Annotated in this window: 16 protein-coding genes and 1 tRNA gene; 9 read left to right on the top strand and 8 right to left on the bottom strand. The window is 69.8% G+C overall.

Annotation, left to right across the window (positions count from 1 at the left end; all coding sequences use genetic code 11):
• From JWN68_RS10810 to JWN68_RS10800, 3 genes are all read left to right on the top strand, one after another.
• Positions 1-1,319 (top strand): protein adenylyltransferase SelO (locus JWN68_RS10810; protein WP_297738568.1); only part of this gene is annotated, 1,319 nt, incomplete at its 5' end.
• 159 nt (positions 1,320-1,478) lie between these two features.
• On the top strand, positions 1,479-2,300 hold the full coding sequence (locus tag JWN68_RS10805; RefSeq protein ID WP_297738566.1) for a hypothetical protein: 822 nt from the start codon (positions 1,479-1,481) through the stop codon (positions 2,298-2,300).
• Positions 2,297-4,834 carry a hypothetical protein gene (locus tag JWN68_RS10800; protein ID WP_297738564.1) on the top strand — a complete coding sequence of 846 codons (2,538 nt, stop codon included), beginning with the start codon at positions 2,297-2,299 and terminating at the stop codon, positions 4,832-4,834. The genes JWN68_RS10805 and JWN68_RS10800 overlap by 4 nt, the downstream gene beginning before the upstream one ends.
• Before the next feature lies 1 nt (position 4,835).
• Here the strand turns inward: JWN68_RS10800 and JWN68_RS10795 are convergent, their stop codons facing one another.
• On the bottom strand, positions 4,836-6,311 hold the full coding sequence (locus tag JWN68_RS10795; protein ID WP_297738562.1) for an RNB domain-containing ribonuclease: 1,476 nt from the start codon (positions 6,309-6,311) through the stop codon (positions 4,836-4,838).
• On the opposite strand from JWN68_RS10795, the gene JWN68_RS10790 reads away from it, so the two are divergent.
• Complete coding sequence (locus tag JWN68_RS10790; protein WP_297738559.1) at positions 6,310-7,149, top strand: peroxide stress protein YaaA; 840 nt, start codon at positions 6,310-6,312, stop codon at positions 7,147-7,149. The genes JWN68_RS10795 and JWN68_RS10790 overlap by 2 nt on opposite strands.
• 7 nt (positions 7,150-7,156) lie before the next feature.
• Here JWN68_RS10790 and JWN68_RS10785 read toward each other — a convergent pair whose 3' ends face one another.
• The 6 genes from JWN68_RS10785 to JWN68_RS10760 all read right to left on the bottom strand — a co-directional run bounded on the left by JWN68_RS10785 (position 7,157) and on the right by JWN68_RS10760 (position 11,894).
• A complete protein-coding gene (locus tag JWN68_RS10785; RefSeq protein ID WP_297738557.1) occupies positions 7,157-7,900 on the bottom strand; it encodes a C4-type zinc ribbon domain-containing protein in 744 nt (247 codons plus the stop codon).
• A gap of 40 nt (positions 7,901-7,940) precedes the next feature.
• Positions 7,941-9,059: a Nif3-like dinuclear metal center hexameric protein gene (locus JWN68_RS10780; RefSeq protein WP_297738555.1), complete on the bottom strand. Its 1,119-nt coding sequence runs from the start codon at positions 9,057-9,059 to the stop codon at positions 7,941-7,943.
• A gap of 38 nt (positions 9,060-9,097) precedes the next feature.
• Positions 9,098-9,172, bottom strand: a tRNA-Val gene (locus tag JWN68_RS10775).
• Between the two features lie 161 nt (positions 9,173-9,333).
• Positions 9,334-9,798 (bottom strand): peroxiredoxin, encoded by a 465-nt coding sequence (locus tag JWN68_RS10770; RefSeq protein ID WP_297738553.1) that lies wholly within the window; start codon positions 9,796-9,798, stop codon positions 9,334-9,336.
• A complete protein-coding gene (locus JWN68_RS10765; RefSeq protein ID WP_297738551.1) occupies positions 9,795-11,438 on the bottom strand; it encodes an AMP-binding protein in 1,644 nt (547 codons plus the stop codon). The genes JWN68_RS10770 and JWN68_RS10765 overlap by 4 nt, the downstream gene beginning before the upstream one ends.
• Positions 11,439-11,474: 36 nt before the next feature.
• Positions 11,475-11,894, bottom strand: coding sequence for a DUF3052 domain-containing protein (locus tag JWN68_RS10760; protein WP_366519792.1), 420 nt, complete (start codon positions 11,892-11,894; stop codon positions 11,475-11,477).
• Positions 11,895-12,124: 230 nt separating this feature from the next.
• Between JWN68_RS10760 and aceE the strand changes: the two genes are divergently transcribed.
• Positions 12,125-14,848 (top strand): pyruvate dehydrogenase (acetyl-transferring), homodimeric type, encoded by a 2,724-nt coding sequence (gene aceE / locus JWN68_RS10755; RefSeq protein WP_297738570.1) that lies wholly within the window; start codon positions 12,125-12,127, stop codon positions 14,846-14,848.
• A 10-nt stretch (positions 14,849-14,858) separates the two neighbouring features.
• Here aceE and JWN68_RS10750 read toward each other — a convergent pair whose 3' ends face one another.
• Positions 14,859-15,833 (bottom strand): alpha/beta fold hydrolase, encoded by a 975-nt coding sequence (locus tag JWN68_RS10750; RefSeq protein ID WP_297738547.1) that lies wholly within the window; start codon positions 15,831-15,833, stop codon positions 14,859-14,861.
• Between the two features lie 145 nt (positions 15,834-15,978).
• Here JWN68_RS10750 and JWN68_RS10745 point away from each other — a divergent pair, with 145 nt between their 5' ends.
• From JWN68_RS10745 to JWN68_RS10730, 4 genes are all read left to right on the top strand, one after another.
• Positions 15,979-17,196 (top strand): helix-turn-helix domain-containing protein, encoded by a 1,218-nt coding sequence (locus JWN68_RS10745; protein ID WP_297738546.1) that lies wholly within the window; start codon positions 15,979-15,981, stop codon positions 17,194-17,196.
• A gap of 78 nt (positions 17,197-17,274) precedes the next feature.
• On the top strand, positions 17,275-18,291 hold the full coding sequence (locus JWN68_RS10740; RefSeq protein WP_297738544.1) for an ACP S-malonyltransferase: 1,017 nt from the start codon (positions 17,275-17,277) through the stop codon (positions 18,289-18,291).
• Positions 18,291-19,304: a beta-ketoacyl-ACP synthase III gene (locus JWN68_RS10735; RefSeq protein WP_297738542.1), complete on the top strand. Its 1,014-nt coding sequence runs from the start codon at positions 18,291-18,293 to the stop codon at positions 19,302-19,304. Before JWN68_RS10740 ends, JWN68_RS10735 begins: the two co-directional genes overlap by 1 nt.
• A gap of 52 nt (positions 19,305-19,356) precedes the next feature.
• A partial coding sequence (locus JWN68_RS10730) for an acyl carrier protein (protein ID WP_297738540.1) occupies positions 19,357-19,571 on the top strand: 215 nt, incomplete at its 3' end.

Genomic DNA, 19,571 nt, shown 5'->3' with positions numbered 1-19,571 from the left:
TGGACCCGGCCTGGTTGCGGACTCCCGAAGGGGTCGGGTTGCTGACCGGCGCCCTACTCCCGCCGGAGGCGACGCCGGTGGCACAGGCCTACTCCGGCCACCAGTTCGGTGGGTTCTCCCCCCGCCTGGGCGATGGCCGCGCCCTGCTCCTCGGCGAGGTGGTCGACACCGAGGGGCGGATGCGCGACCTTCACCTCAAGGGCTCGGGACGCACGCCGTTCGCCCGCGGCGGCGACGGCCTGGCCGCCCTCGGCCCCATGCTGCGCGAATACGTCGTGAGCGTGGCGATGCACGCCCTGGGGGTGCCCACGACGCGGTCACTGGCCGTGGTCGCGACCGGACGCCAGGTGCTGCGCGAGGACGTGCTGCCCGGCGCCGTGCTGGCTCGGGTGGCGAGCAGCCACCTGCGCGTCGGCACCTTCCAGTACGCCGCGATCTCGGGCGACCTCGACCTGCTGCGTCGCCTGGCCGACTATGCCGTCGTTCGTCATCACCCCACGGCGGCCGAGGCCGAGGTCCCGCACCTCGCGCTGCTCGAGGCGGTGGTGGCCGCGCAGGCGACGCTGATCGCGAAGTGGATGCTCGTCGGATTCGTCCACGGCGTGATGAACACCGACAACATGACGATCTCTGGCGAGACCATCGACTACGGGCCGTGCGCCTTCATCGACGCCTTCGACCCGGCCACGGTCTACAGCTCGATCGACCACGGGGGCCGATACGCCTACGGCAACCAGCCAGTGGTGGCCCAGTGGAACCTCGCTCGGCTCGCCGAGACGCTGCTGCCCCTGATCGACCCCGATCAGGAGCGGGCCGTCGAGCTCGCGGTCGGCGCGCTGGACGCCTTTCCACGCTTGTACGCCGACGCGTGGAACGTCGGAATGCGCGCGAAGCTCGGTCTCGCCGATCACGTCGACGATGGCGCGACGGCGACGCTGGTGGCCGACTGGGTCTCGCTCGTGCAGCGCAGTCATGTCGACCACACGGGGGCGTACCGCGCGCTGGCCAAGGCGGCCCGCGGTGAGAGCGAACCCGTCCGCGGCCTGTTCCTCGACCTGCTCGAGGTCGACGAGTGGCTGTCCCGCTGGCAGGCGCACCGGCCGGATGCAGACCTGATGGACCGGACCAACCCGGTCTACATCCCCCGCAACCACCTCGTGGAGGAGGCTCTGAGCGCCGCCACCGACGGCGACCTCTCGCCCTTCGACCGCCTCGTGGAGGTGGTCACTGCGCCGTACGACGAACGTCCCGGGCTCGAGCGCTACGCCGAGCCTGCTCCCGACGACTTCGGCACCTACCGAACCTTCTGCGGCACCTGAGCCCTCCGGACCTCGAGCTACCTCCGGTGCCCGACAGCGGGGCGAATCAGCCGCGAGAATCGGGGGCGAGGTCCCCCCCTAGGGGTGGAGTGAGGTGTAACGGCCGGATCGTCCCGGAGTTATTCTCGCGGACGCTCACCCCCACCTCTAGGAGTTCTCATGAGTGACAACGTTTCCGATGGACTGTCCGCCGATGAGCTCGCCGCTGAGAGTGCCACGGCGCTCCCCGACAAGGAGGTCGTGTCGGTCCTCGACCTCAACGCCGACCTCGACCTCGCGATCAGCGCTGCTGCCCCGATCGACCTGGCCGTGGCGGCGAACGCCAACGTCGCCGCTCCGATCGACGCTGCTGTGGGCGCCAACATCCTCTCGTCCGGCTCGAGCGCCCAGGCGCTTGCCGACCAGGGCGTGATGATCAACCAGGACATCACCGCGGACGCGACGGCCACGTCCGTTCAGGACAGCACCATCGAGCAGGGTGGAGACCAGACGACGGCGGCCGAGACGACCGGACCCGCCGACGGTGCGACGACTCCTGCCGACGAGACGATTGCTCCGACGGGCGTGACAGACGGGGTCACCGACGGGGTCGGCGGGGTCACCGACGGCGCCACTGACGGCGTCGGCGGTGTGACCGACGGTGTCGGCGGTGTGACTGACGGTGTCGGCGGTGTGACTGACGGTGTCGGCGGAGTCACCGAGGACCTCGGTGGCTTCACCGACGGCAACCTGCTCAACGTCAACATCGACCTGGCCGCCGACGCGGACATCGCTGCCCCGATCAATGGTGCCGTCGCGGCCAACGCCAACGTCGCGGCGCCGATCGACGCCGCCGTCGCGGCCAACATCGGGTCGATCGACAGCAACGCCGTCGCCGTGGCCCAGCAGGACGCGATCATCAACCAGAACGTCGACGGCGCCGCCACCGCGACGGCCGACCAGACGTCTGAGATCACCCAGCCCGACCAGCCCCAGCCGTGACCGAAGCTGTTGCACCCCCCGCCGCCGGTGGTCCCAGCGGCGGGGGGTCAGCCGTCCCCGCGCGTGCCGATGGGATCACCCTGATCGGCGAGATGCAGGGCTCCGGCTACCGCACGCCGCCGTCCCTGGCCCGGCGTGCCGACGGCCAGACCGTCCAGCTCACGCCCCTGCTGTACGCCACCGTGGCGGCGATCGACGGTCGGCGCTCCTACGCCGAGGTTGCCTCGGTCGTCGCCGAGGCGAGCGGCAAGCCCGTCTCGGAGCAGAACGTCCGCGACCTCGTCGACAAGCTCCGGCCGATGGGGCTGGTCGTCCTCGGCGACGGATCTGCGCCCGCACTGAAGCGCAGCAACCCGCTGCTGGGCCTCCGGTTCAAGGTCGCGGTGACCGACGAGGAGAAGACCCGTCGCATCACCGCCCCCTTCGCAGCACTCTTCAGCCTGGTCGTCGCGATCCCCGTGCTCCTCGCGTTCGCCTGGATCACGTGGTGGGTCCTGTTCGACAAGGGACTCGCGTCCGCCACGCACGAGGCGTTTGCGCGCCCAGGTCTGCTGCTCGCCGTCCTGGCCATCACTGTGCTGTCCGCAGGCTTCCACGAGTTCGGGCACGCAGCGGCTGCTCGCCGCGGCGGAGCGACTCCCGGTGTGATGGGCGCCGGCCTCTACCTCGTCTGGCCCGCCTTCTACACCGACGTCACCGACTCCTACCGGCTCAACCGCGTCGGACGCCTGCGGACCGACCTCGGAGGGCTCTACTTCAACGCGATCGTCGCCGTGGCCACTGTCGGTGTCTGGTGGGCCACCCAGTACGACGCCATCCTGCTGCTCGTCGCGACGCAGATCCTGCAGATGCTGCGACAGCTCCTGCCCTTCGTGCGCTTCGACGGCTATCACGTGCTGGCCGACCTCACCGGCGTGCCCGACCTCTTCCAGCGCATCGGGCCCGTGCTGCGCAGCCTCACTCCGTGGCGCCCCCCGCATCCCGAGGCTTCGGCCCTCAAGCCGTGGGCCCGAGTCGTCGTGACGGCATGGGTGCTGACCGTGGTGCCGGTCCTGCTCGGCGTCATGGTGATCATGGTGCTGACGCTTCCTCGGCTCATCGGCACGGCGTGGGCGAGCGCCGTGGCCCAGCAGGACCAGATGATGGCCGCTCTCGGCGACGGCGATGTCGTGAGCGCCCTTGCGCGCGCCCTTGCCATGGTGATCGTGGTGCTGCCGATTGCTGCCTCCGCGTACGTGCTCGTCCGCCTGGTCCGGCAGGTTGCCGGCGCGACTGTCAGGCGGACCCGGGGCAAGCCGCTGCAGCGAGTCCTGGCCGGGGTGACGGCACTCGCCGTCATGGCCGGCCTCGTGCTGGCGTGGTGGCCGTCCGAGACGCGCTATCGCCCCATCCAGGCCTACGAGGCCGGGACGGTCAGCAGTCTCGTGGCCGGATCCGTCTCACCGGGCGAGGTCGCCCCGGGCGACGGGGGCTCGGGCACGGTGATGTGGCCGGAGGACGCAGCGCTCCCCAGCCGGGACAAGCCCCAGCTCGCGACGGTGCTCGTCCCGCGGGACGACACCGGCCCGACCACGGTCGCCGACACCACGGACACCGACGGGGAGCTCGAGTCCCCCTCGGCCGAGGTCACCTCGGGGACCGGCGGTGCCACGGAGAGTCCCACCACGGAGCCTGCCCCCGCCTCGGACGGCGGATCGCCGGAGACCTCCGCGCAGGAACCGTCCGACGGCACCTGGATCTTCCCCTTCGACGAGCCGCTGGCACCGGACGAAGGCGACACCCAGGCCCTGTCGGTCAACACGACCGACGACACGGTGACCTATGACGTGGCGTTCGCGCTCGTCTGGGCAGACGGCACAGAACCCGTGGACAACACCAACGAGGCCTACGCCCTCGCCAGCTGCACCAACTGTGCGGCGATCGCGGTCGCCTTCCAGGTCGTCCTGGTCGTCGGTGAGGCCGACGTGGCCGTCCCCCAGAACCTCTCGGTGGCCGTCAACTACGACTGCACCAGCTGCCTGACCTACTCACTGGCGGTCCAGCTGTTCCTCACCCTCGACGGCCCGCTCAGCGACGAGTCGATTGCCGCGATCGAGGCGGTGTGGGAGCAGATTGCGACGTACGGCGCCAACATCGCTCAGGTGCCCCTGTCCGAGATCCAGGCCCAGCTGACGACGTTCGAGCAGCAGATCATCGACATCGTGGAGAAGGAGCAAGGACCGCTCACCGAGCAACCCTCTTCGCCGACGCCCAGCGACGAGACCTCGTCGTTGGGAACGCCCGGCGGGTCCCCGTCCGACTCGTCCACGCCCTCTCCGAGCGAGTCCACGCCCCCCTCGGACCCCACCACTCCGACCGAGTCAGTCACTCCGACGGAGCCCGCAACCACACCCACGGAGTCGCCGACGACGATACCGACGGAGTCGACCCCGTCCACCCCGAGCCCGACGTCCCCGAGCCCGACGTCGAGTCCCACCTCGCCCAGCCCGTCGGAGCCCGTCAGTCCGGCGACCAGCACCTCGGCTGCCCCCTGACTCACTCGAGGGTGAACTCCACCTTCCGGGTGGTCACGTCAGCGGTCGTCAGCGTGACCGCGACCTCCTGCCCCACGGGAAGCGGAGCGGTCCCCGAGACGTGCGCCTCGATCGCCGGCTCCTCGATCGTGACCTCGCCGCGACGGTCGTCCTTCTCGTCGGTCTCGACGACGACCCCCGCGAAGCACTCGCCCACGCGCGGTGCGAGGACGGCGGCCTCGACGAGGTTGAGGATGGCGTTCTCGTACTGGTTGGCGCGCCGTCCGGACTCCCGCATCGTGTCCGGCAGGTCCGGCAGCCTGGCCAGCACCCAGTCAGGGACCTCGGCGCCGGCGCACAGGGCCACGCAGATTTCCAGGGCGTAGCGATCGACCAGGCGGCGCAGGGGTGCCGTCACGTGGGCGTACTCCGAAACCAGCGCCGAGTGCTGTGCCTGGTCGGGCAGCTCACCGTTGAACCCGACGTAGCCGCTGCCGCGCAGCAGCCGCGTGCAGGCCACGACCATGGCCGCGTGGTTGGCCCTGGAGACGTCGAGGGAGCGGATGAAGGCGGGGTAGAGCAGCTCAGCCGGCCAGTCGATCTTCAGCGCCCGCGCCGTCCGGTGCAGCCGCTTCACGTCGCGCGGGTCCGGCGGCGGCAGGGTGCGCAGGAGCCCGACCCGGGCGTAGACCATCAGGGACGCCGCAGCGAAGCCGGTGAGCAGCGAGATCTGCGCGTTCCAGCTCTCCACGGGCAGCATCCGGCGGAACTCGAGGCGCCAGGTGCCGTCCTCGTCCACGACCTCCTGCTCGGGCAACGGCAGGGAGACTCCCCCGCGGGCTGCCTCCCGCGCGAGGCGGAGCTCGCCGACCTCCCGGAGGATCGTGAACATCTCGTCGGCCGTTCCCGCGTCCAGATCGGCTTGTACGGCGTCATAGGAGAGCTTGGCCCGCGACCGCACCAGCGCCCGCTCGACCGTCGCGTCGGTGCCTTCGCCTTCCGCGTCAACCTCGATGCGCCACACCAGCGCAGGGCGGACCTGACCAGGCAGGAGGGAGCCGGCATCCTCGGAGATCACCTTGGGGTGCAGCGGCACCTTGGAGTCGGCGCCGTAGAGCGTCTCCCCGCGCCGGTTTGCCTCGAGGTCGACCGCGTCGCCGGGGGTGATGAAGGCCGAGAGGTCCGCGATCGCGTAGTGCACGACATACCCGTCCCCAGCCCGCTCGAGGCACATCGCCTGGTCGAGGTCCATCGCCGACTCCGGATCGATGGTCACGAAGGGCAGGTCCGTGAGGTCCTTCTCCGGCAACCCGGGGCGCGCCGCCGCTGCGGCGGCGACTTCCTCGACGTCAGCCGGAAACGCGGCGGAGACGCCGAGCTCCGCCTGGATGGCGGCGATGCCGTCGCGCAGGGCGTCTCCGCACACGGAGTCGGAACCAAGGTCAGAACCGGCGTCCGGGCCTGACGATCGAAAGGTGATCACGCGAGAGCTGGCCATGGCTTTCACCCTAGCCACCCACCTCGACGCGGGCCGGGCACGCACCCGCCATACCCTTGCTCGCGTGCTGATCCTGCTCCCGCCCAGCGAGGGCAAGTCCACACCCCGCCGCGGTCGCGCCCTGGATCTCACGACCCTGAGCACGCCGGCCCTGACCCCGCACCGCGAGCGCGTCATCGACGCCCTCATCGCCCTGACCCAGCGCCCCGACGCCGCGGCCGTCCTGGGGCTCGGTGGCACCCAGGCCGACCTGGTCGACCTCGACGCTCGTCTGCTGACCGCGCCAACGGCTCGTGCCGACGCCGTCTACACCGGGGTCCTCTACGACGCCCTCGGCTTCTCGACCCTCTCGAGCGCAGCCAGACGCCGGGCCACGAGTCGGGTGGCAATCACCAGCTCGGTCTTCGGGCTCGTCCGCCCGACCGATCGGATCCCCGCCTATCGCCTCGCCGGCGACATCTCCCTGCCCGGCCTCGGCCCCGTCGCCGGCGTGTGGCGGGCGTGCCTGGGCCAGGCTGTGCAGGAGGAGGTGGGATCTGGGCTGCTGATGGACCTGCGGTCCACGATGTACGCCGCCTTCTGGCGCCCACCCGCAACTGGACCGCTGCGCGTCGCGACCGTGCGGGTCCTCCACGAGGTCGGCGGGGTACGCAAGGTGGTCAGCCACTTCAACAAGGCCACCAAGGGACGAATCGTGCGCGACCTGCTGGAGGACGGGGCGAACCCACGGAGCCCTCAGGCGCTGGCGGGCGCCCTGCGGGACCTCGGCTGGACCGTCGAGCTCCACGACGACGCCGCCAGGGGCGCCCCGCTGGACGTCGTGGTGACCGAGGTCTGAGCCGGGGTCAGAGTCCGGACTCGGGGGTGCGGACCAGGATGCGTTGGCACTCCTCGCACCGGACGACGACGTCGGCGGGGGTCGCGCGGATGGTGGACAGCTCGGCCGCGTCGATCGTCATGTGGCAGCCCCCGCACTGGCGGGCGCGCAGAGGTGCGGCGCCGACACCGCCCTTCTGGGCCCGGATCCGTTCGTACAGCGCCAGCAGGTCCTCCGGCAGGCCCTCAACTGCGGGATGGCGGGCGGCCTCGACCTCGCCCAGCGTTCCGTCGATCTCTGCCCAGCGGGCGTCCCGGATCGCGGCCAGCTCCGCGATCTGGTCGTCGGTCTGCTGCACCTGCGCCGTCAGGCTGTCCGCGGTCCGCTGCGCCTCCTCGAGCTGCTCCATGATCTCGAGCTCAGCGTCCTCGAGGCTGTTGATCCGCCGCTCGAGTGACTCCAGCTCGTGCTGCATCCGCTCGAGGTCCTTGTGGCTGGAGATCAGCCCTTGGTCCATCCGGTCCCGGTCGCGCGTGCGGCGTGCCTTGACCTGCTCGACGTCGGCATCCGCCTTCTTCTGTTCCACGGTCAGGTCGTCGACGACGATGCGCGCGTCCCGCAGCCGGTCATCCAGGTCACCGCGACCGGTCTCGAGCTCGCCGAGGCGGATGTTCTCCGGAAGCGTGGTGCGCTGGTGACGGAGCTGGTCGGCGCGCGCGTCGAGCTCCTGGACTGCGAGGAGCTGCTGCTGCGCGGACGGGTCGGCCTTCAAGACGTGGAACTCCTCGATCGGACTGCAGGGGTGACTGGTGTCAGGCGCGGAACTGCCAAGGGTCGGTGCAGATCGTGCTGACGCGAGTGCTCACCGTATCCCCCAACGCGGAGCGGAGCCGTGCCTCCACCACCGGCAGCCACGTCCACTCGGCTGCCCAGTGCGCCACATCGATCAGCGCGGGGCCCTGGTGCTCGAGGAACTCCCCCGCTCGGTGATGGCGCAGGTCGCTCGTGACGTAGGCGTCCACGTCGGCAGAAGCGAGCTCGTCGAGGAGGAAGTCTCCCGACCCACCGCACACCGCCACGCGGCGTACGACGCGGTTCGGGTCGCCTCCCACCCTGACGCCGTGCGCCGTGGCCGGCAAGGCGGCGACCACCTGCGTCGCGAAGTCGCGAAGCGTCGTCTGCGGCACCGAACCGATCCGCCCGGTGCCCGTCGCGCTCTGCCCGGGGTCAGCGAGCTCGATCACGTCGAAGGCAGGCTCCTCGTAGGGATGGGCGGCGATGAGCGCGCGCACGACACTGGCGCGACGTGAGCGCGGAAGCACCGCCTCCACCCTCGTCTCAGGCACGACGGTCAGGGAGGCGACCTCGCCGACGGCCGGGGTCGCGCCCTCGAGCGGCCGGAAGCGTCCCTCCCCCGTCACCGAGAACGTGCAGGAGTCGTAGTCACCGATCGTCCCTGCTCCGGCGGCCGCCAGGGCCGCCCGCATCGCCTCGGCGTGCTCGTGCGGGACGAAGGTGACCACCTTGTCGAGTGCGGTCACGGAGGCGGGCCGGATGGGGGTGAGGTCCTGCAGCCCGATGGCGCTCGCCAGAGCCTCCGAGACGCCGCCCACGGCCTGGTCGGCGTTCGTGTGAGCCGTCAGGAGAGCGCACCCGGCCGTCGTGAGCGTGTGCAACGTCCGTCCCTTCGGAGTGGTCGCCGCGACGCTGTGGACCGCGCCCAGGAAGAGCGGGTGGTGCACCACCAGCAGGTCGGCTCCCCCATCGGCTGCCTCCCGAGCCACCTCGGCGGTGGGATCGACGGCGAACATGATCCGGGCCACGTCGGCCGCGGGATCGCCCGACACAAGCCCCACGGCGTCCCAGGAATCGGCGCTGGACGGCGGATACCAGGAGTGCAGCAGGTCCACGACGTCAGCAAGCAGGGGCATGGACGCAGGCTATCGAGCGGAGATGCATTCGTGCGGGGTGGTGCGTCGGGACGGTTTCGAACCGCCGACCGCTCGGGTGTAAACCGAGTGCTCTACCGCTGAGCTACCGACGCGCTGGGCGCATGATGCGATGGTGCGCTGACGGACACCCTATGAAATGAGCTGAACCGCTGGCGTCTCGGGTCACCAGCGGTTCAACGATCAAAGACTAAAACGGTGCTCCGCGTCTTGTCAGGGGTTCGGCAGAATGCGGCGGAGAATCTTCGACAGTGGTTCAGACCAGTGCGCGCAGCTGCGCAACGTGCTCGTCCAGGTCCCGTCCGTCCGGGCTGGCGTTGTGCACCGCCCAGGCCACGCGGCCCGCCGGATCGACGACGTAGGAGGACCGCCGCGGCGTGCCCTTGGCCTCGTCGAAGACGCCGTAGGCGCGAGACACCTCGCCGTGTGGCCAGAAGTCCGACAGCAGGGGAAAGTTCAGGCCTTCGGCATCCGCGAAGGCGCGCACCGAGTAGACCGGGTCGCAGGAGAGGGCGAACACCTCGCTGTCGAACGTCATGAACTCGTCCAAGCGCTCCCGGATGCCGGCCAGCTCGCCCGTGCACACCCCGGAGAAGGCGTTGGGATAGAAGAGGATCAGCACCGCCTTGCTGCCGCGATGGCTGCTGAGGGTGACGTCCTGGCCGAATTGGTCACGCAGCGTGAAATCGGGTGCCTCTCGACCCAGCTCGAGCCCGGTCATGCCTCCCCGTCCCATTCCACCAGGTCCCGCTTGAGGATCTTGCCGGTGGCATTGCGCGGCAGCTCGTCGAGGATGACGATCTCGCGGGGCACCTTGTAGCCCGCCAGGTTGGCCTTCACGTGCGCCTTGAGGTCGTCCTCGGAGGCGTGAGTGCTTCCGGCGCCCCTCAACGACACGAACGCACGCAACCGCTTGCCGTAGTCGTTGTCATCGACGCCGATCGCAGCGGCCTCGGCCACGGCCTCGTGCCCGACCAGACAGTCCTCGACCTCCTTGGGGAAGACGTTCTCCCCGCCGGACACGATCATCTCGTCGTCGCGACCCTCGACGTAGAGCCGGCCGTCCGGATCGAAGCGCCCCACGTCACCCGTGGACATCAAGCCCTCGATCATGTCCTTGCTCCCGCCGCCGGTGTAGCCCTCGAACAGCATGCTGTTGCCGACGAAGATCCGGCCCACCTCCCCTGGCTCGACCTCGTGACCGTCCTCGTCGAAGATCTTGACGACCGTGCCGTACGGCGGCTTGCCGGCCGATCCGGGTTGGGCCCGGAGGTCCTCCGGCGTGGCGATCGAGGCGTAGGCGACCTCGGTCGAGCCGTAGATGTTGTAAAGGTTGTCGCCGAAGTGGTCCATCCACGAGGTCGCCATCGTGCCGGGCAGGGCCGAGCCCGACGCGGCTACGACCCGAACGGTGTCCAGGCTGTGCTCCCGGAGGATCTCCTCGTCGAGGGCCAGGATCCGCTGCAACATCACCGGGATCACCACGAAGCTCTCGCACCGGTGCTCCTCGATGGCACGGAGGGCACCCTCAGGGTCGAACTTGCGGCGGAGCACGACCGTGGAGCCGAGCAGCATGGCGAGCGCCAGGTGGGCGAAGCCCCAGGTGTGGAACAACGGCGCCGCGATGTGAGTGGTCCAGCCGGTTCGCAGCGGCAGCCGCGAGAGCATCGAGACCGCCGCGTCGATACCCGCCTCGTTGCGGGGCGCGCCCTTCGGCGTCCCGGTCGTGCCGGAGGTCAGGATGACGATCCGGGCATGCCTGCCGGGGACCGGAACCTCGGAGTCGTCGTGGGCCGAGATCAGCTCCTCGAGCGTGTCGGCCGACCCGTCGCCGGAGCGTGCCTGCGGTGCGTTCTCCACCCAGGCCAGGACCCGTCGCCCGAGGGCCGCCTTCGCCAGAAGCCCGGCGAACTCTTCGTCGTGGATCACGACCGTGGGCTTCTCCCGCTCCAGGACGTCGACCAGCTGAGGTCCGGCGAATGCGGTGTTGAGGTAGAGGATGTCGGCGCCGAGCTTGGCGACCGCAAGGGTCGCATCGACGAAACCACGATGGTTGCGGCACATCACCGCCACTGAGTCGCCCTCCTCGACCCCGAGGTCCTGCAACCCGCGAGCGAGGGCGTTGCTGCGCCGGTGCAGCTCACCGAAGGTGAGCTCGCCGAGCTCGTCGATGAGCCCGACTCGGTCGGGGCTGCGGACGGCCAGAGTGGCGAAGCCGCCCGCCGGGCCCGTCCCCCAGCGGTATACCGCCAGCCCGAGCCCCACGAGCTTGAGCGGGCCGTAGGGACGGATCACCCCGGCCCGACCGAGGACCCGCAGGGTCGTCGCCGCCGAGGTGGCGTGGCCGACCAGGCGGTTCACGTGGTGCCCCTGCTGCGTGACCGGCCCATCAGGGGGTCAGGCCGGCGTCTTGGGAGTGACCAGGCGCGTGGCTTGCCAGTCCTTGCTGACCGCAGCAGTCGTCGTCTGCGAGAGCCCCGCGATGGGCGCGGCCTCGGCGATGTCGGCCGCGTCCACCGAGCCCGGACGCCCGACCTTGGGCGTCAACAGCCAGATGGCTCCGCCGCCGACCAGGTCGGTCAACGCGTCCACCAGCGCATCGACGAGGTCGCCGTCGTCGGCCCGCCACCACAAGATGATGGCGTCGACCACGTTGCCGTAGTCGCCGTCGACCATGTCCGCATCGATGGTGTCCTCGATCGCGACCCTGAGCTCGTCGTCGGTGTCGTTGTCCCAGCCGAGTTCCTGGATGACCATGCCGGACGTCACGCCCAGCCGCACTGCGGCACCTGTTGCCTGGGCGGCTCCGCCACCCATTGTCGAGCTCACGCCACGCCTCCGTTCGTTGATGGTCCGCCTGAGGCGGAGTGGGGGTAGTCCACCGGAGTTGTGGCAGGGACGCAACCCCAAGGCCCGCGCGGACCGCCTGTTGTGCAACTCGTCAGTAGATTTTGTCACGACCTCAGCCGTGACACGATGCTCCTGTGAGTGATGAGTCCCCCAGCGCGCAGGCCGCCGTCCCTGCCTCCACGACCCCCACGCGAGCCGTGATCCACGAGGGCCTGCCGACGCAGCTTCCGGACATCGACCCCGAAGAGACACATGAGTGGCTCGACTCCTTCGATGCCCTCCTCGAGGGCCGAGGCCGGGACCGCGCCCGCTACGTCATGCTCCGCCTGCTGGAGCGTGCGCGCGAGAAGCAGGTCGGTGTCCCCGCGCTGCGCAGCACCGACTACATCAACACCATCCCTCCCGAGCGCGAACCCTGGTTCCCGGGTGATGAGGACATCGAGCGCCGCATCCGCGCGTTCATCCGGTGGAACGCCGCCGTCATGGTCTCCAGCGCCAACCGCAAGGGCCTCGAGGTCGGCGGCCACATCGCGACCTACCAGTCGGCAGCGAGCCTCTACGAGGTCGGCTTCAACCACTTCTTCCGCGGCAAGGACCACCCCGGCGGCGGCGACCAGATCTACATCCAGGGCCACGGCTCGCCGGGCATCTACGCCCGCGCCTTCCTCGAGGGCCGCCTGAGCGAGGAGCAGCTCTACCGCTTCCGCCAGGAGGTGCAGCACGGCGTCGGCCTGGGTCTCCCCTCCTACCCCCACCCGCGCCTCATGCCGGACTTCTGGGAGTTCCCCACCGTCTCCATGGGGCTCACCGGGATCAACTCGATCTACCAGGCCCGCTACAACCGCTACATGCACAACCGCAACATCAAGGACACCTCGCAGCAGCGAGTGTGGGCGTTCATGGGCGACGGCGAGATGGCCGAGCCGGAGTCGCTGGGCGCGATCCGCATCGCCGCCCGCGAGGAGCTCGACAACCTCACCTGGGTCATCAACTGCAACCTCCAGCAGCTCGACGGACCGGTCACCGGCAACGGCAAGATCATCCAGGAGCTCGAGGCCAACTTCCGCGGAGCGGGCTGGAACGTCGTCAAGGTGATCTGGGGCCGCGAGTGGGACGCTCTGCTCGCCAAGGACGTCGACGGCGTGCTCGTCAACCGGATGAACTCCACCCCCGACGGTCAGTTCCAGACCTACTCGACCGAGGACGGCGGCTACGTCCGCGAGGACTTCTTCGGGGGCGACCCGCGCCTGCGCGCCATGGTGGCGCACATGAGCGACTCGCAGATCGAGAAGCTGCCGCGCGGCGGTCACGACTACCGCAAGGTGTACGCCGCCTTCGACGCCGCCACCAAGCATGTCGGCCAGCCGACGGTGATCCTCGCCCACACCATCAAGGGCTGGACCATCGACGCCCTCGAGGGCAAGAACGCCACCCACCAGATGAAGAAGCTGACCCCAGCAGACCTGAAGAAGTACCGCGACCGGCTTTATCTCCCCATCAGCGACCGCGAGCTCGAGGAGTCCTACGAGAAGACCGGGGGTGCTCCGTTCTTCCACCCGGGCAAGGACTCCGACGAGATCGAGTACATGCTGGAGCGGCGCAAGCTGCTCGGTGGCTCCATCCCGCGCCGGGTGCTGCGGGCGCCGACGCTCAAGCTCCCCGGCGACGAGCTCTATGCCGAGCTCAAGCAGGGGTCGGCGAAGAACAAGATCGCCACGACGATGGCCGTCGTCCGGCTCCTCAAGGACTGGATGAAGGATCCGGAGATAGGCGACCGGATCGTTCCCATCGCCCCGGACGAATACCGCACCTTCGGCATGGACTCGATGTTCCCGAGTGCCAAGGTCTACAACCCCGGTGGCCAGCAGTACGACTCCGTCGACCGCAAGCTGCTGCTCTCCTACAAGGAGTCCGCGCAGGGCCAGATGCTGCACGAGGGCATCTCCGAGGCCGGCGCCATGGCGTCGGCGACAGCGGCCGGGTCGGCATACTCCACGCACGGCGAGCACATGATCCCGTTCTACATCTTCTACTCGATGTTCGGGTTCCAGCGCACCGGAGACTCGATCTGGGCGATGGCCGACCAGCTGGCACGCGGCTTCCTGATCGGAGCGACCGCTGGTCGCACCACCCTGACCGGCGAGGGCCTGCAGCACGCCGACGGCCACTCACCGCTCCTGGCCTCGACCAACCCGGCCGTCGTGCACTACGACCCCGCCTTCGCCTACGAGGTCAGTCACATCATGCAGTCCGGCTTGGAGCGCATGTACGGCGCCGACGCGGAGAACGTGATCTTCTACATCACCGTCTACAACGAGCCCGTTACCCAGCCGGCCCAGCCCGAGGACGTCGACGCCGAGGGCATCCTCAAGGGCATCCACAAGTTCAGCACCGGCGAGGGCGACGGGCCGCGGGTCCAGCTGCTCGCTTCGGGCGTCGGCTTCCCCTGGATCCACGACGCCGCGCGCATGCTCTCCGAGGAGTGGGGGGTCACGGCCGACACCTGGTCGGTCACGTCATGGAACGAGCTGGCACGTGACGCCGTCGCCGCGGAAGAGTGGAACCTCCTCAACCCCGGCGAGCCGAAGCGGACGCCGTACGTCGCTGACAAGCTCGCCGGCGTCAGCGGACCGGTCGTCGCGGTCTCCGACTACATGCGGGCGGTTCCGCTCCAGATCGCGCGCTGGGTCCCCGGTGACTACCGCGTGCTCGGCGCCGACGGCTTCGGCTTCGCCGACACCCGACCGGCTGCCCGCAGGTTCTTCCACATCGACGCCCAGAGCGTGGTCGTCCAGGCCTTGCAGGCGCTGGCCGACGCCGGGGAGATCGGGATCGAGAAGGTCGTCGAGGCGTCCGAGAAGTACCGCATCGACGACCCGACCGCCGTGCGCGACGTCAAGCAGGAGGGCGGGGACGCCTGAGGGTGAGCCCTCAGGCGCCGGTGCCCAGCGCGCGCAGGGGACTCACCGGCGCGTCCCCGGCCTCGGCCTCGGCGGGCTCGACGGCGGCACCTGTCTCCAGCAGCTCGCGCCAGCGATCACGGTCGTACGTCGCAGGCTCGGTCGAGCGGATGAACTCGTTGATGATCTTGACGAACCGCTGCGGGTGGTCCTTGTGCGGGAAGTGGCCCGAGTTGGGGATGACCTCGATCCGCGCCGTCGGGGCCAAGGCAGCGGCGTTGCTCGCGTGCCTGAGGGGGATGGTCGTGTCGTTGCGGCCCCACACGACGCACATCGGCATCGCGTCGGTGAGGTAGGCGCGGTCCGACATCGAGATGATCTGGCCCTTCCAGTCCACCACCGCGCGGACGACGTGCCCGATCGCTGCCCGGCTGCGACGGTCCTTGAACGAGTCGTAGATCTCGGCCACCTCCGCCAGGTCCCGCAGCGACACCCTGCCGGTAGCGGCCAGCGCCCGCATGCCGGCCGTGCTCAGGTGCCGGATGCCGGGCAACGTCAGGAGGCCCATCACCTGCTGGAAGCCCGGCGTCGTGATCGCCCGGATCGCCGGGGAGACCTCCGGACCGAGGCCGCCTGAGCTCACCAGCACGAGCCGCTCCGTCCGCTCGGGGAACTGGTAGGCGAACTGCATCGCGACGCCACCGCCGAAGCTGTGGCCGACGACGGTCACCTGCTCGATCCCGAGCACGGTGAGCAGGTCGCGCATGCCGTTGGCGTAGCCGCCGACGCTGTAGTCGGCGCGCGGCTTGTCCGAGGACCCATGTCCCAGCAGGTCGGGTGCGATCACCGTGTAGCGCTTGGCGAGCGACTCGATGACCGGCGACCAGGTCGTGTGGTCGCAGCCCAGCCCGTGGAGCAGCAGGAGGGCAGGGCCCGAGCCGACCCGGACGAAGGCGCGCCGGTGTCCGTGGACCTCGATGAACTCGAGCGGGGACATTCCACCCATGGCGGCCTCCTGGTCGGATGTGTGTCGCCAAGGAGAACATGTTCCACCTCCGTGCCGCATCACCCGGGTAGGCGGTCTGCACCGAATAGTTATCCCCCGTGCACCTGTGAAGGTGACTCGGCGCAGATGGGACTAGATTCGACGGGTGCCGACCGCCGAGCCCTCCCGTCGCCGCGCCGCGGAGGCCCTGCAGCGATCGACCGGCGCTCTGAGCACCGCAGCGATGGCCCGCATGTCCAGCGACCTGGAGTGGTTCGAGAGGCTGAGCGCGCAGGACCGGTCGTGGGTGGGGCTCATCGTGCAGGCGGGCATCAAGGGCTTCGTCGACTGGTACGGCCAGGACGGTCCCGACGGTGAGTGGGACCCCGTCCGCGCGAGCCACGCGCCTCCGTTGGCGTCAGCGGTCTTCGGTGCCGCTCCGCGCGAGCTCACAGGAGTGATCAACCTCAGGCAGACCGTCGACCTGGTCCGGCTGAGCATCACCGTCGTGGAGGCCAACATCGACGCCGTCCTCGACCCGGCCGATGCCTTCGACGTGCACCAGTCGATCCTGCGCTACGGCCGTGAAGTCGCCTTCGCTACCGCCGAGGTCTACGCGCGTGCCGCCGAGGTCCGAGGCGCATGGGACGCCCGGCTCGAAGCACTGGTCGTCGATGCAGTCCTGCGGTCGGAGGCCGACGAGACGATGCTGTCCCGCGCCAGCGCCTTGGGGTGGGGTGCCCGGGGGGACGTTGCCGTCGTGCTGGGTTCGATCCCGGCCCACCGGACCGAGACCGACATCTTCGACGGGGTCCGGCGCGTCTCTCGAGCGGCGGGGGTGGATGCCCTCTGTGCCGCTCAGGGGGAACGGCTCGTCGTCGTGCTGGGCGGGGTTGACGATCCCTACAAGGCTGCGGAGCGCATCGTGGACCACTTCGGTCCGGGACCGGTCGTCGTCGGGCCACTCACCGAGGACCTCAGCCACGCCCACGCATCCGCCCGGGCTGCCATGTCGGCCCACCGATCCGCCGGTGGGTGGCCGGAGGCTCCTCGACCCGTCCGGAGCGAGGAGCTCCTGCCCGAACGAGCCCTCGCCGGTGACGGGCACGCGCGGCGTCACCTCGTCGACCACGTCTATTTGCCACTGCTGGGCGCGCGCGGGACGCTGATCGAGACGTTGTCGGCGTACCTCCAGCACGGCTCCTCACTCGAGGGCACGGCGCGTCACCTCTTCGTCCACCCCAACACCGTGCGCTATCGCCTCAACCAGGTGACCACCGTGACGGGCCTGGCACCCACGGCATCGCGAGACGCCTTCACACTGCAGATCTCGCTGGTCCTCGGCCGGCAGTCCGGGCGGGGAACCACTGACCCTCCTTTGTAGGAGACCTACAAAGATGTTCCGCGGGGTTCGTGCGCGTCGGAGGCGCGGCCCGGTCGCGTGACACGGCACGCTGGTGACGTGCTCGTCATCGTCGCTCCCGGCCAAGGGGCCCAGTCCCCCGGCTTCCTCACCCCCTGGCTTGAGGATCCGGTCTTCGCAGCGCGCTTCGACTGGCTCGCCACCGTCGCGGGCATCGATCTCGCTCACTACGGGACAAAGGCTGACGCCGAGGCCATCCGGGACACGCGGATCGCCCAGCCCCTGCTGGTCGCAACCGGACTCGTCGCGGCGCTCGACCTGTTCCCCCGGCCGGCCGATGCGTTCGCGCGGATCGGCGCCGTGGCGGGCCACAGTGTCGGGGAGCTGGCCGCTGCCGCCGGCGCACGGGTCATCTCCGCGGAACAGGCCATGGTGCTGGTGCGCGAGCGCGGGAATGCCATGGCCGACGCCGCCGCTCGGACGCCTACCGGGATGACCGCCGTCCTGGGCGGTGACCGCGAGGAGGTCCTGGCCACGCTGGAGAAGCACGGGCTCACGGCCGCCAACGACAACGGCCCCGGTCAGATCGTGGCGGCCGGCACCATGGAGCAGCTCGCGGCCTTCGCCGACGCACCGCCGGCCAGGGCTCGCCTGATCCCCTTGTCAGTCGCCGGCGCGTTCCACACCACGCACATGGAGCCGGCCGTGGGTCACCTGGACGCCTTGGCGCGCTCGGTCTCCACCCACGACTCCCGCACTCCTCTCATCTCCAACCGCGACGGCCAGGTGATCCATGACGGCCGTGACGTCCTGGCCCGCCTCGTGGGCCAGACAGCGAGTCCCGTGCGCTGGGACCTCTGCATGAAGACCATGCTCGACCTCGGTGTCACCGGCATCCTGGAGATGCCACCGGCCGGCACCTTGACCGGCATCGCCAAGCGCGCCATGAAGGGTGTCGAGACGTTCGACCTCAAGACGCCCGACCAGCTCGATGACGCCCGCGCCTTCGCGGACAAGCACGGCGAGGCTTCGATGATCGAGAGCAGCCCCAAGGACGGCGACCCGGTCGCCCCCGGTCAGCCGCTCATCCGTCTGCACCCCGAAGGCGTGTCCTGATGACCGGCTCGATCGCCAGCATCACAGGCGCGCCGCATGCTCGGGTGCTCGGCGTCGGTGCCTACCGACCCGAACGCATCGTGCCCAACGCAGACGTCGTCGAGGCCATCGACTCCAGCGACGAGTGGATCCAGCAGCGTTCAGGCATCAAGTCGCGGCGCTGGGCGGGCCCCGAGGAGTCCGTGCAGATGATGTCCGTCGCCGCTTCCCGCCTCGCGCTCGAGCGGGCCGGACTGACCGGCGCCGACATCGACTGCGTGGTCGTCGCGACCGTCAGCCACCTGCTCCAGACGCCGGCTGTGGCCACCGCCATCGCACACGAGCTGGGCACCAAGGCCGCGGCCTTCGACATCTCGGCGGCCTGCTCGGGTTTCTGCCACGGCATCTCGCTGGCGTCCGACTTCGTCCGCGCCGGCAGCGCTCGCCACGTGCTCGTCATCGGCGTCGAGCGCATGACGGACATCCTCGACCTCAGCGACCGCGGCACCGCCTTCATCTTCGGCGACGGCGCCGGCGCGGCTGTCGTCGGCCCGAGCGACACCCCGGGCATCGGCCCGGTCGTGTGGGGCTCCGACGGCGAGCAGTTCGACCTGATCCGTCAGCGCGAGGACTGGCGCGACGTGGTGGGCACCGCAGACTCACCCGGCAGCGGCGTCATGCCCCACCTCGTGATGGAGGGCAACCCCGTCTTCCGCTGGGCGTCCTTCGCCATGGCCAAGATCGGCACGCAGGCGCTCGACAAGGCAGGCATCACCCTCGACGACATCGACGTCTTCGTCCCGCACCAGGCAAACATGCGGATCATCGACGCCATGGCCCGCTCGATGAAACTGCCGGCGCACGTCCGAATCGCCCGTGACGTCGCCGAGCAGGGCAACACCTCAGCCGCGTCGGTCCCGCTCGCGCTGGAGAGGATGATGACCGAAGGTGATGCACGCTCCGGCGACACGGCCCTGCTCATCGCCTTCGGCGCCGGGCTCTCGTACGCCGCGCAAGTCATCACCGTTCCCTGAATTTCCAGCCCCTGATTTCCGCCCAACAGTTCCACCAGTGAAAGGAAGGCCCATGGCCACCACCGAAGAGATCCGCTCCGACCTCGCCGAGATCGTCAACGAGGTCGCCGGCATCGACGCCGACGACGTGCAGCTCGACAAGTCCTTCGTGGACGACCTCGACGTCGACTCGCTCTCCATGGTCGAGGTCGTCGTGGCCGCCGAGGAGAAGTTCGGCGTGACCATCCCCGACGACGAGGTCAAGAACCTCAAGACCGTCGGCGACGC

Source organism: Nocardioides sp. (genome assembly GCF_025964975.1).
Lineage (GTDB): Bacteria > Actinomycetota > Actinomycetes > Propionibacteriales > Nocardioidaceae > Nocardioides.
Note: the sequence above shows the minus strand (reverse complement) of the source record. Positions and strands in the feature narration are given on the sequence as shown.